14 protein-coding genes are annotated in these 12,661 nt (G+C 39.6%); 9 read left to right on the top strand and 5 right to left on the bottom strand.

Features of this window, described 5'->3' with window-relative positions:
- Positions 1–37: 37 nt before the first annotated feature.
- Together AC0JIQ_RS15305 and AC0JIQ_RS15300 are read left to right on the top strand one after the other, a co-directional pair.
- Positions 38–811: a TorF family putative porin gene (locus AC0JIQ_RS15305; RefSeq protein ID WP_004659454.1), complete on the top strand. Its 774-nt coding sequence runs from the start codon at positions 38–40 to the stop codon at positions 809–811.
- Positions 812–1,140: 329 nt separating this feature from the next.
- Positions 1,141–1,929 carry a TorF family putative porin gene (locus AC0JIQ_RS15300; RefSeq protein ID WP_474202132.1) on the top strand — a complete coding sequence of 263 codons (789 nt, stop codon included), beginning with the start codon at positions 1,141–1,143 and terminating at the stop codon, positions 1,927–1,929.
- A gap of 58 nt (positions 1,930–1,987) precedes the next feature.
- On the opposite strand, the gene AC0JIQ_RS15295 is transcribed toward AC0JIQ_RS15300, so the two are convergent.
- The 3 genes from AC0JIQ_RS15295 to AC0JIQ_RS15285 all read right to left on the bottom strand — a co-directional run bounded on the left by AC0JIQ_RS15295 (position 1,988) and on the right by AC0JIQ_RS15285 (position 4,470).
- A complete protein-coding gene (locus AC0JIQ_RS15295) occupies positions 1,988–2,683 on the bottom strand; it encodes a hypothetical protein (RefSeq protein ID WP_474202131.1) in 696 nt (231 codons plus the stop codon).
- A gap of 12 nt (positions 2,684–2,695) precedes the next feature.
- A complete protein-coding gene (locus AC0JIQ_RS15290) occupies positions 2,696–4,174 on the bottom strand; it encodes a YifB family Mg chelatase-like AAA ATPase (protein ID WP_474202130.1) in 1,479 nt (492 codons plus the stop codon).
- Positions 4,175–4,242: 68 nt separating this feature from the next.
- On the bottom strand, positions 4,243–4,470 hold the full coding sequence (locus AC0JIQ_RS15285) for an accessory factor UbiK family protein (RefSeq protein ID WP_474202129.1): 228 nt from the start codon (positions 4,468–4,470) through the stop codon (positions 4,243–4,245).
- A 275-nt stretch (positions 4,471–4,745) separates the two neighbouring features.
- Here AC0JIQ_RS15285 and glnK point away from each other — a divergent pair, with 275 nt between their 5' ends.
- The 7 genes from glnK to AC0JIQ_RS15250 all read left to right on the top strand — a co-directional run bounded on the left by glnK (position 4,746) and on the right by AC0JIQ_RS15250 (position 11,548).
- A complete protein-coding gene (glnK, locus tag AC0JIQ_RS15280) occupies positions 4,746–5,084 on the top strand; it encodes a P-II family nitrogen regulator (protein ID WP_000780326.1) in 339 nt (112 codons plus the stop codon).
- 67 nt (positions 5,085–5,151) lie between these two features.
- Positions 5,152–6,564 (top strand): ammonium transporter, encoded by a 1,413-nt coding sequence (locus tag AC0JIQ_RS15275; protein ID WP_474202128.1) that lies wholly within the window; start codon positions 5,152–5,154, stop codon positions 6,562–6,564.
- 126 nt (positions 6,565–6,690) lie between these two features.
- Complete coding sequence (gene nrdR, locus AC0JIQ_RS15270; RefSeq protein ID WP_004659444.1) at positions 6,691–7,155, top strand: transcriptional regulator NrdR; 465 nt, start codon at positions 6,691–6,693, stop codon at positions 7,153–7,155.
- 12 nt (positions 7,156–7,167) lie between these two features.
- Positions 7,168–8,268 (top strand): bifunctional diaminohydroxyphosphoribosylaminopyrimidine deaminase/5-amino-6-(5-phosphoribosylamino)uracil reductase RibD, encoded by a 1,101-nt coding sequence (gene ribD, locus AC0JIQ_RS15265; RefSeq protein ID WP_474202127.1) that lies wholly within the window; start codon positions 7,168–7,170, stop codon positions 8,266–8,268.
- On the top strand, positions 8,265–9,557 hold the full coding sequence (locus AC0JIQ_RS15260) for a DNA adenine methylase (protein WP_474202126.1): 1,293 nt from the start codon (positions 8,265–8,267) through the stop codon (positions 9,555–9,557). The genes ribD and AC0JIQ_RS15260 overlap by 4 nt, the downstream gene beginning before the upstream one ends.
- A gap of 341 nt (positions 9,558–9,898) precedes the next feature.
- Complete coding sequence (locus AC0JIQ_RS15255; protein ID WP_474202125.1) at positions 9,899–10,738, top strand: MIP/aquaporin family protein; 840 nt, start codon at positions 9,899–9,901, stop codon at positions 10,736–10,738.
- 150 nt (positions 10,739–10,888) lie between these two features.
- Complete coding sequence (locus AC0JIQ_RS15250; protein WP_004659440.1) at positions 10,889–11,548, top strand: riboflavin synthase; 660 nt, start codon at positions 10,889–10,891, stop codon at positions 11,546–11,548.
- Positions 11,549–11,591: 43 nt separating this feature from the next.
- On the opposite strand, the gene blhA is transcribed toward AC0JIQ_RS15250, so the two are convergent.
- Both blhA and AC0JIQ_RS15240 read right to left on the bottom strand, forming a co-directional pair.
- Positions 11,592–12,218 (bottom strand): cell division protein BlhA, encoded by a 627-nt coding sequence (gene blhA / locus AC0JIQ_RS15245; RefSeq protein WP_346511799.1) that lies wholly within the window; start codon positions 12,216–12,218, stop codon positions 11,592–11,594.
- A 35-nt stretch (positions 12,219–12,253) separates the two neighbouring features.
- Positions 12,254–12,661 (bottom strand): DNA polymerase III subunit chi, encoded by a 408-nt coding sequence (locus AC0JIQ_RS15240; protein ID WP_004659438.1) that lies wholly within the window; start codon positions 12,659–12,661, stop codon positions 12,254–12,256.

The following is a 12,661-nucleotide window of genomic DNA, read 5'->3' as shown; positions in this document are numbered from 1 at the left end:
TAAATTCAGTCGAATATCCATCATGGGGGAGATCAATATGATGAAATTTGCATGTAAGGCGATCGCGTTAAGTATTTTTGCTGTGACTTCGACTTTTGCTATGGCAGAAGAAGCAAACACTTTGTCTCAAAATGGTCTTACTTTTTCAGGCACTGCGGCACTGACTACAGATTATCGCTATCGTGGTGTTACCCAAACTGAAAATGATGCAGCAGTTCAAGGTGGTTTTGCTCTAACTCACTCTTCTGGTCTTTATGCTGGTGTATGGGGTTCAAATGTTAATTTTGGTGATGTAAATCCAAAAGCACATTTAGAGTTGGATCCATATGTCGGTTATGCAACTGAATTACCGTTTGCTGGCAAGCCAACATTAGATGTTGGTCTTTGGTATTACGGTTATCCAAGTTCATCTGATTCAAATTGGCTTGAGCTATATGCAAAACTAGGGTTTAAAGAAGTTGTAACTTCTGGTGATAGCTTCTTGGCAAGTATTAACTATACAAATGACTTTGTTGGTCTAAGTGAAAATGCTTGGTACTTAAATGCAACTTATAATGTACCGTTTGCTGCTGGTTTTGGTGGTGTTGCGAGCGTTGGTTATACGAAAGCCGACAAATATGATTTTAGCGATAATGCTAGCGAGGATGACAACTATGTTGACTGGAAAGTTGGTGTAACATACTCAGTTAAATCAGTTTCAGGTTTAACGGCTGAACTAGCTGCCATTGGTACTAATATTGATGCAAATGATCAACCATATAAGCGTGGAACTGAAACAGGTGCCGTATTTACCCTGACCAAAGCATTTTAATATTAACAATGAATAAAAAAAGCCAGCGTATATGCTGGCTTTTTTTATTCATTGTTAGAAAAGAAAAAACGAAAACTTTATATTCAAAATAGGTACTAATTATGTGCACCTCTATATTTAAAGATGCATTTTATTATCGCATGCTTGTCGTGGGCGGTTGATTGATTAATAGAAAAATAAAAATAAATATATTTAAAATATAATTATAATCAATAGGTTGAATTTAATTTAAATTTAAATTCTACTTTTGGCACAGCATTTGCAAATTTCATCATGATGCAATTTAGAACATAAATCAGTTGAATATCTAAATAATGGGGGAAATCAATATGATGAAATTTGCATGCAAGGCTACAGTTCTAGCGATGGTATTTACAGCATCAACTTTAAGTTTGGCTGAAGAAACAAAGCTACCATTTCCAGGAACGATTACAGGCAATGTAAACGTAGTATCTAGTTATAATCTACGTGGTATGACAAATTCACCTGAAAGTGATACACCTGCAGTACAAGGTGGACTTGATTATACGCATGATAGTGGATTCTATTTGGGATACTGGTTTTCGACCTTAACTGCTGCATATGCAGATTTAAATACCTCACCGACTTATGTAAACGAAGATAAGAAGTCATTTGAAAATGATTTATATGCTGGTTATAAAGGTAAGATTACAGATGATCTTGGTTATCAAATTGGTGGTACGGTTTATTACTATTATCCAGGTTGGGAATCAACAGGGTATGAAACCATTCTAGGCTTAAGTTATAAAGATTTGAGTATTACAGCCCAAACTTTATTAAATAATGTCACTTTTGGAAATAAAGGTGATACTTATTTCCTAGCAACATATGCACCAAAATTAGCTGGTGGTTTTACGGGTAAAGCTCAATTAGCAGCCTATTATTATGGCGATGATGATGAGTATTTAGCTTACCAAGCCAAAGCAGGAGATGTTACCAAAACAGATTTTGCTTTCCGTCACGCAACTCTTGGATTGTCACATCCTTTAGGTAATACTGGTGCAACTTGGAGCCTAGACTATATCTTTGGTGGCTATACTCGTGATGAAACAAAGCAAAAAAATAAAGTGGTTTTGGGTTTAGGTTACACTTTTTAAAAAGATTTTATTTAATAAAAAGGTTGAGCAATATCTCAGCCTTTTTATATGGGGTTGATTATTTGGAGAAAGTAAACCTTTCTCCAAAATCATTTTCAATACTTATTAAATTGTATTCTTTGCCATTTTCTATTTTTCGATAACCCCTTAGAAATACATCTGTTCCTACACCCCAACATCTTTTCTTATCACTCACCATCACTGCTCCTTGAGGGTATACTTGTTGGACGGGACCATCAAATATAAATCCATGGGGAATATATAATGCTTTGTGAACTTCTTGTTTGGTTACTTCCATAAAGAATGGATTATTTTCATCAATAATTTTAGTATCCCTTAATACACTGGATGCACGTTTATTATAAAAATCAATAATGTTCAATTCTTGTTTGGCGTATGCTAAAAGCGTCTTAATACTTTGTAAGTTCAGATTTTTATTTTGTCCTAAGAGAGCATGATATTTTTCAAGTAACAACGATGCTTGTGATGGAGTAATGTCATTAATAATAATACAGTCTTCACCATTACCGAGAGCTGCTTGCCATGCAGAGTCAACCCCATTATAAAAAACAATACCTCTCCCTTGCTTAATTTGTTGACCTGAGTAACGACTTTGCGATGGAAAAATCAGTGCTTCGCCGCCATGTAATAAGACAGTAACAAAAACAATGAAACGTTTCGTACGATTGACGACTTTCAGTCCATGTTCAATGTCGCTAGGTTTTAGTTTTAATAAAGGCAATTTTTGATTCATGTAATTTTCTATTTAGCCTCGATAAGACAAGGCTTCTGTTAAATGGGTTGTTAAAATGATATCGCTTTCGGCCAAGTCTGCTATGGTTCGTGCAACACGAAGTACACGATGATAGGCGCGTGCTGAGAGATTAAGTCGCTGTTGAGCCATTTCGATGATTTTGGCTGAATTGTCATCTAATTGAGCATATTGTTCTAGCAAATTTGGAGAAAGTGCCTGATTCAAACATTGCTGTCTTAACATTTGTTTATCATAAGCTTTCATCACGCGTTGTCGCACAATTGTAGAACTTTCTGTCGGACTTTGATCTTGTAGTTCTTTGGTCTGTAAAGGTGGCACATCAATATGTAAATCAATACGATCTAATAATGGACCTGAGATACGATTTTGATAGCGCTGAATATTTTCTACTGAGCACTGGCAGCGGCTATCTTGATTAAATGCGTAGCCACAAGGACATGGATTCATTGCTGCAATAAATTGAAAATTTGCTGGGAATGTCATTTGTCTTGCCGCACGAGAGATGACGATCTCTTTCGACTCTAGAGGTTGTCTGAGAACTTCCAAAACTTTGCGGTCAAATTCAGGTAATTCATCTAAAAATAATACGCCTAAATGTGCAAGCGTAATTTCGCCTGGTTTAGGTTGTGAACCACCTCCAACTAATGCAATCGCTGACGCAGTATGGTGTGGTGCACGGAAAGGTCGTTGTCCAAAAGTATGCTGAGCATTTGCAACCGAATAAATACTTGCGACTTCTAAATTTTCTTGAGCATTAAGTGGTGGCAAAATAGAAGGTAGCCGAGAAGCCAGTAATGTTTTACCTGTGCCAGGTGGACCTTTGAAAAGTAAAGAATGTCCACCCGCTGCTGCTATTTCTAGTGCACGACGAGGACGTAATTGACCTTTGACATCTGCAAGATCAAATTGATACTGAGCAGTGGTTAAATTTTCATGTTTGGGCGACGCTGATAAATGAGAAGTGCCCAAAAAGTGTGCGCATACGTCTTGCAGATGCTTAGCAGCATAAACTTCAAACTGAGGGAGTTGATTGGCTTCTTCTAGATTATTAGTAGGAACCAATAAGCGGTGTTGGGCTTGTTGGCAAGCCATCGCAATTGGTAATATTCCCGAAACAGGGCGTAAATGTCCATCTAATGCAAGTTCACCAATAAATTCAAATCCTTCAGTACAATTTTCAGGAAGTTGACCTGAAGCAATCAAAATTCCTAGTGCGATCGGTAAATCTAGGCGGGAGCCATCTTTGGGAAGATCTGCAGGTGCTAAGTTAATCGTTAAACGTTTGGTTGGAAACAAGAAACCACTGTTGATAATTGCTGATCTAACTCGATCTTTACTTTCCCTTACAGCGGCTTCTGCTAGACCTACAATGGTTAAGGAGGGGAGTCCTGAACTGATATGAACTTCAACTTCGATTTGAGGGGCATGTAAACCCAATAAACCCCTCGTGTAAATTTTTGCGAAAGACATTTTATTATTGTTCCATCATGGTGCTTTATTTTTAATCATTTTTATTGGTTGTTGCGCTAAACTAGTGCTTATTTTTGCTTCTGCACCATCTCTTCTAGTGCATTCATTTGCTGTTGCAGTGCAGCGAGGCGTTGCTTTGCCAAATTTAGCGCTATTTTCTGGCGTTCCAGCTCTTGTTTAGAGACTAAATCTAATTTTTCGACGCTTTCATTGAGCAAAGCACGTAAATTTTTTTCTAAATCTTTTTTAGGTTGGTCAACTTGTTCAAGAATGGCTTGTAAAAGAGTTTCAATCATGAAGCGCTCAATAGGTTATATGTATTTGTAGGCAAGTGTACCATTGCTTGTAGTAATCCCATAGCCCTGTTCAATGCATTGATGCCACCGATGTCTAAATTCGGTTAAACAGGAGCAAATGAAACTTATTTTCGATTGAATATCTACATCTTGAAGCCCAAATAGGTTATAAAGAAAGCTCTTGCTGATGGTTTGAAAATCCCCAACCTTCAAATATTGGCATGAAAATTGAACATAAAACCTTACTGGTGAAAATAAGCCGAAGGAAAACACACATGAAGCTTGTAACTGCAATTGTAAAACCATTCAAACTCGATGATGTGCGTGAAGCACTCTCTGATATTGGTGTTCAAGGGATTACCGTAACTGAAGTAAAAGGTTTTGGTCGTCAAAAAGGTCATACTGAACTGTATCGTGGTGCAGAGTATGTCGTTGATTTTTTACCGAAAGTAAAGATTGAAATTGCGATTAGCGATGAAATGGTCGATGCGGTTATTGAATCTATCACTCGTGTCGCAAGCACTGGAAAAATTGGTGACGGTAAAATCTTTGTCACGAATTTGGAACAAGTCATCCGTATTCGTACTGGTGAAACGGGACCAGATGCTGTCTAAATTGGCACAAAGTTTGCTGAGTTAGAATTAAGAGAAATAGCTCACAAAATAAGGTTGGGGGACACGAATGAAAAAAATGCTTATGGCGCTCAGTCTATCTGGCGCACTCTTAGGTGGTTCAGCGATGGTTTGGGCAGAAGATACTGCATCAACACCCGTTGCTGAACAAACTGTAGCAGCGTCTGATACGGCGGCTGCATCAACTGTCACTGTAGCAGCAGAAGCTCCTGCTCCTGTAGAAGCTGCTCCAGCTCCTGCACCAGTTGCAAAAGTTGATACAGGCGATACAGCTTGGATTCTCGTTTCAACAGCACTGGTTCTGTTGATGACTATTCCTGGTTTGGCTCTATTCTATGGTGGTATGGTTCGTAAGAAAAACGTACTCAGCACCATGATGTTTAGCCTTTCTGCAGCAATTCTAGTCAGCTTAATTTGGGTTATCGTTGGTTATTCGCTTGCATTCTCTGGTTCAGGTGCCTACGTCGGTGACTTTGCCAAATCAATGCTAAATGGCGTGGCATTTGATGCCTTAAGTGGAACTATTCCAGAAAGCTTGTTTGTTATTTTCCAAATGACATTTGCCATCATCACTGTTGCAATTATTAGTGGCTCGATTGCTGATCGTATGAAATATTCAGCATTCATGGCGTTTATTGCAGTTTGGGTAATCTTGGTTTATGCACCAATTACTCACTGGGTTTGGGCTGCTGATGGTTGGTTATTCAAAGCTGGTGCTTTAGATTTTGCAGGCGGTACAGTTGTACATATCAACGCAGGTGTAGCTGGTTTAGTGGCTGCGTACATGTTGGGTAAACGTGCTGGTCTAGGTCGCGAATCAATGGCACCGCACAACCTTACTCTCACTGTGATTGGCGCAAGCTTAATTTGGGTAGGTTGGTTTGGCTTTAACGGTGGTAGTGCTTTAGGTGCTGGCGCTCGTGCAAGTATGGCAATTCTTGTAACTCAAGTTGCCGCTGCCGCTGCTGCATTCTCTTGGTTGATTGTTGAACGTCTAGTTCGTGGTAAGGCTTCAGTACTTGGTGGCGCATCAGGTGCGGTTGCTGGTTTGGTTGTAATCACTCCTGCTGCTGGTTTCGTTGGTGTGGGTGGTGCATTAATCATGGGCTTAATCGGTGGTGTAGTGTGCTTCTGGGGTATTACAGCACTTAAACGTCTGCTTAAAGCAGATGATGCATTGGATGCTTTCGGTCTACACGCAGTTGGTGGTATCGTTGGTGCGATTCTTACTGGTGTGTTCTACAGTGATGAAATCATTAAAGCTGCTAACGTTGCACTTGCTCCAACATTTGCAGGTCAATTATGGGTGCAAGTTGAAGGTGTACTCGCAACGATGGTATATAGCGCAGTAGTGACTTTCATTATCCTTAAAGTGATTGATCTTGTGATTGGTATCCGCGTAAGTGCTGATGATGAGCGCATGGGTCTCGACCTTAGTCAACATGGCGAACGTATCGAATAATTCATTATTCTTTGAAGTTTAAAAAACAGCCGAATAAGGCTGTTTTTTTATGCTTTTCGTGTGTTAGTTCAGCAATTGCAGAAACTTTGCTACACTTAAGCAAAGTGAGTAAATAATCGCACAATTATGCATTGTCCATTTTGTAACGCTGCTGATAGTAAAGTCATCGACTCTCGCCTTGCGGCTGAGGGTTGTCAAATCCGTCGTCGTCGAGAATGCACGATTTGTGGTGAGCGGTTTACCACCTTTGAAAGTTATGAAATGGTGATGCCGCGAGTCATTAAATCTGATTCAAAAAGTGAACCATTTGATGAAGCAAAATTGCGCCGCTCATTGATGCATGCTTTACAGAAACGCCCAGTAACCCAAGAGCAAATTGAAACGGTTTTAAGTGATATACAATCACAAATTCGACGTCTAGGTGAGCGAGATGTAAAGTCTAGAACAATTGGTGAGATTGTGATGCAGGCTTTATTTGCACTTGATCATGTAGCCTATGTTCGTTTTGCCTCTGTTTATCAAGATTTCCAAGATGTTGAAGCATTTCGTCGTCAGATTGAACAAATGCAACAACGTGAAAATGAAGCATAAGTTAGAGAAATCATGTCTGAGTTCACGCAAATTCATTTATCCCAAGATCAATATTGGATGCAGCAAGCAATTGAGTTGGCTCGACTAGGGCAATATTCAACCAAGCCGAATCCTAATGTGGGTTGCGTTATTGTCAAAGATGGGCAGCTGATTGGAGAGGGCTATCACCCTAAAGCGGGTCAACCTCACGCAGAAGTTTTTGCACTTCGCCAAGCGGGCGAACATGCTAAAGGCGCGACAGCTTACGTGACTTTGGAACCATGTGCACATTATGGTAGAACGCCGCCTTGTGCAGAAGCATTGGTTAAAGCTCAGGTGAAGAAAGTCGTGGTCGCTTGTTCAGACCCAAACCCATTAGTTGCGGGAAAAGGCGTTCAAATTTTACAAGCAGCCGGTATTGAAGTTGAAACAGGAATTTGTGTAGAAACTGCGAAAACGCTCAATTTGGGCTTTTTAAAAGCGATGTCTACGGGTTCGCCGTATGTGCGTTTGAAAATTGCATCAAGTTTAGATGGACGTACTGCAATGGCTTCAGGAGAATCAAAATGGATTACTGGAGCAATCGCTAGACAGGATGTACAACATTGGCGTGCAATTTCGGGTGCTGTGATTACAGGGATTCAAACCGTTTTAGCAGATGATTGTGAGCTGAATGTACGTGAATTGGAGGGAGTTGATCTTACTTCGGTGGTTCAACCTAAGCGAGTTGTACTCGACCGACAAGGACAGTTACCACTTTCAGCTAAGATTTTGAAAAATCCTGAAACAGTGATGGTGATGACACCATTTCGTCAAGAACTTGCTGATTTAGGCGTGATACAATTAGCGCCGCAACCCTTAAGTCAATTATTGCAAACTTTAACTCAACAGTATCAAATTTATGATGTGTTGGTTGAGGCAGGCGCAACTTTATCAACGGCTTTTTTACAGCAAGGTTTAGTTGATGAAATGATCAGTTATGTTGCACCGACTTTACTTAGTCAATCTGCCCGTGCAATGTTCAATGCTGAATTTAGTACAATGGCAGAACAATTGCGTTTTGATTTAGTCGATGTAACCCAACTTGGGCAAGATATTCGCCTAAGATTGCTCCCTATCCAAGAGATGATATGAATCCAGAACCATCGGTTTATCACAAGCGTCGTCATGCAGCACGTACGACTGACGAATATCTTTTTCATCAGCTAGTACCTTATTTAGGCAATAAGCGTCGACTGCTTCATCTCATTTTGGAAGCACTTGAGATTACGGGCACACTGAATAGTAAGAAAAAGAATCCACCGATTTTTGCTGATTTCTTTGCGGGGAGTGGCGTGGTCTCACGTTTAGCACGTCAAAATGGTTATCGCGTGATTGCCAATGACTGGGAACCGTATAGCCATGCACTGAACAATGCGATTTTGGCTTGTGTTGATGCACCTACATTTAAAGAGTTAGGTGGCTATCAAAAAGCGATTGATTATCTGAATCGATTGCCAGAAGTCAAAGGCTGGGTGACACATAATCTTTGTCCACGTAATGATGATGTGTATGATCCTGCTCGTGACCGTTTGTTTTTCAAACGCCGTAATGGGATGCGTATTGATGCAATTCGTCAACAGATCGCAACTTGGCAAGCGCAAGGTGCAATCAATGATGTCGAAATGAGTGCTCTATTGGCACCACTTTTATATTCGGCAAGTTTTGTTAGTAATACCAGTGGTGTATTTAAGAGCTTTCATCAGGGTTGGGGTGGTCGAACTCAAACGGCGCTAGAACGAATCGAGTCATTAATATGGCTTACTCCGAGCCGTTTCTGTGAGATTGGTGATCCCAAACGACCTGCGGCTGAAATGTGGTGTGTCGATGCACAACATTTAGCCAACCAAATGAGTGGTTTCGAAGTCGATGTTGCCTATCTTGATCCACCTTATAATCAGCATGCCTACAGCAGTAACTACCATGTTTTAAATGCTCTGACTTTATGGGATCAAGTGGATTTACCATCACCTGATACCAAAGGCTTTAAGAGTGGAATTGATCGAGCATGGCGTAAAGAGCGCCCAAGTCCTTATAACTCTTCTAAGTATGCGAAAGAAGCTTATGAAAAGTTATTGGAAACAATTAATGCTCGCTATATTTTGACTAGTTATTCGACTGATGGGAATATTGAGCCTAAAGATTTGCTTACTGCTAATTTAAAACGCGGCAAAGTGACTTTGTTAACTCAAGATGTACCGCGTTATCGAGTGAGTAAACAGCGTCAATCAGAACGTGCACGTGTTCTTGAATTTATTGTGATTACGGATACACATGCGAAGTCTGGCCCTCCATTACGACAACTTTTAGGGCAGTTATATCATTTTGCTGAGCTGGGTGGTGTTGATACGACAGGCAATAGTACTCAGCTTGCACTTTGGTAAATTCAAGTAGACACCATTTTCGGATAAAGTGGTGTCGATTTTCTATTTTTTTCACTTTCTTGCTAATACATATAATTTTATAAAATAAATGATTGTTTTTACATGAATTTTCATTGAATTTAAATAAGTCTTTCTGAATAACTATTTACCTTTAAATTAATTAAAAACAATTGCTTATCTATTCTTGTTGCGTGGCTTAATCTTTTTTATTTACAAAAAATATTTTACTATTTGGTTGAAAAACTACCAGAAGAATATTGATCATTTTCGAAAATGAATATATTTTGCCGAGCTTTATTTCAGGTCATGCCTATACGCAGCACTGACCAAGAGAGGTTGTGATGAGTCGCTCGGAACCCAACTTGTTGGGGCAATGTATAGCTGAATTTTTTGCTACCGCAGTTTTTTTATCTTTTGGTATTGGTGTCGTAGCTGCGCTTAAACTTGCAGGAGCAAGTTTAGGGCTATGGGAAATCAGCCTCGTATGGGGCTTGGCTGTAGCATTCGCTGTTTATCTATCTGCAGGTATTTCTGGAGCTCATCTCAATCCTGCCGTTACGATTGCATTAGCACTGTTTGCTGGTTTTGATAAACGTAAAGTTCCTTTCTATATTATTTCTCAAGTTTCTGGTGCTGCTTTAGGCGCATTATTGGTCTATGGTTTGTATAGCAATCTATTTATGGATTATGAGCAAACACACCATATGGTACGGGGGAGTGTAGAGAGTTTGGAGTTGGCTGGAATTTTCTCAACCTATCCACATCATTTATTGTCTATTGGACAGGCGTTTATGGTGGAAATGTTTATCACTATGTTATTGCTTTGGCTCATCATGGCGATTGGGGATGATCATAATGGTTTGCCACGTGGTGCTTTAGCACCAATTTTGGTGGGTTTATTAGTTGCTGTCATTGGAGCTTCTTTTGGTCCATTAACAGGCTTTGCTATGAATCCTGCACGCGATTTTGGTCCAAAAGTTGTGGCCTATTTTTCGGGCTGGGGTTCAATTGCTTTTACTGGCGGTCGTGATATTCCTTATTTTATTGTGCCTATCTTTGCACCAATTGTTGGCGCTTGCTTAGGCGTATTAGGTTATAAATTATTTTTTAGCCATTTCTTGTTAAATAATACGATTGAGCTTAAACAGAGAGCCAATAAACGTGTCTCTGAAATGCAGTAATTTAAGATTGAAAATAATAAAAGGTGATCAATGGATCGCCTTTTTTATTGCAGGTATTTGAACTTGGAGTCCCTTGTTATCTCTAAGGCTTTGCTTTATGGTATTCGATTCACTATGGCATATATTGCATAAGATTAGGTTAGAACTCCCATGTTTACAGGCATTATTGAAAGTTTAGGTAAGGTTGAGAGCTTACAAAGTGTAGGCGGTGATGTACGTCTACGTATTCAAACTGATTTGGATATGTCTGATGTGCATTTAGGTGATTCAATTGCGACTAATGGAATTTGTCTCACAGTGATCGAGTGGGGAAGCAATTGGTATGCTGCAGATGTGTCTCGTGAAAGCTTAAATCGAACGACTTTAGGTCAATGGAAAGTGGGTCAATCCGTCAATGTCGAAAAAGCAATGTTGCCAACAACACGTTTTGGTGGACATATTGTGAGTGGGCATGTTGATGGTCTTGGAGAAATTACAGTCGTTCGACAAGACGCACGTTCATTATATTTTGAAGTAACAGCACCTGTTGAATTGGCAAAATATTTAGCTGAAAAAGGTTCTGTAACTGTCGATGGGATTAGTCTGACCATTAACCATCTACGTGGCAATATTCTGAGTTTGAATCTCATCCCTCATACTGCTGAGCGTACCAATATTGGCACATGGCAAGTTGGTACAAAAGTTAATTTAGAGGTTGATGTGCTGGCACGCTATATCGAGCGCTTATTGTTGGGTGATAAAGCAGCGGAACAAAAAACTGAGTCAAACATCAGTATGGCATTTTTGGCTGAAAACGGTTTCTTAAAATAAAAAATGAAACATAAAAAGGCCCAGTTCAAACTGGGCTTTTTTATTATTTTTCATCTGAAAACTTACTATTTTTCAGAATGTAATCAATTTCATCTTGGGCAAGTGCATGTAGTTTTGCTCGGAATACAGTTACAGCTTGTTCTATTAAGTTTTCTGCTTCTAGTTCTAAGCGAACACGCACACTTTCGAGTTCAGATAAGATTTGTTGGTCATCAATTCGAACACGTTGAGCCTGTGCATAATCAATACTTGGTTGTTCAGGATTCGCTTGGTAACGTTCAGTTTGTTGTGCAATTTCTTGATCAATGTGTTGTCGAAGGGCAACAAGATTTTCCGTTTGTTGTTCGAACTGATTTAACTCATCTGCTTGCAGTTGCGCGGCATAAGCAGCTTGGGCAGCACGTTTTTCTGCCAGAGCTTTTTCCAAAGCCAATTGTTTACGAACGCGTGCTTGTTCAATTAACTCAGCCTTTAAATGTGCATAAGCTTGATCAATGCGTTGTTGAGAGCGTAGCTGAGCTTTTTCTTCGAGTTGTATCCATGTTTGGATTTGTGTTTGTGGTAACAGTAGATCACAGATACGAGCTAAATCTTCCTGATAGGTCTGACGTACAGTTTCAGGCGTATTTAACCAACGTTTTTTAAAATCTTGACCTACATTTAATGCCACACGACACTCCTTATACGATGCTATGATTTACAGACTTATAATTTAAATGTGCGTGGCTCAATGCCTAAACGACGATACATCTTAAATTTCTCTCGCCCGATCTGTTTTGCCGTTTCATTATTTTCAATAATTTCGATAATGTGGCGAAAATCTTGAGTTTGTTCAAGTGCATGATTGTTAAAATTAAATACAATCCAATCATTGGATGGTGGTAAGTCAGCTGAAATACACACTGGACTATTCAACTGATCAATTCCATGAGCAATAAAGCTACTTGGATCAAAACACCATAGCTTGTTATCCAACTCATTTTGTAAATTTGAATCAACACAATACCACCAAATCTGTGGGTGCTGATTCAGAATTTTTCGACATAAACGGCAAGCACTTTCGACTTGCCGCTCAATGCTGTTTTCAAACAAATAAAAACTAACTTGTGCCAT

The sequence above is a fragment of the Acinetobacter sp. FB genome (genome assembly GCF_056033405.1).
Note: the sequence above shows the minus strand (reverse complement) of the source record. Positions and strands in the feature narration are given on the sequence as shown.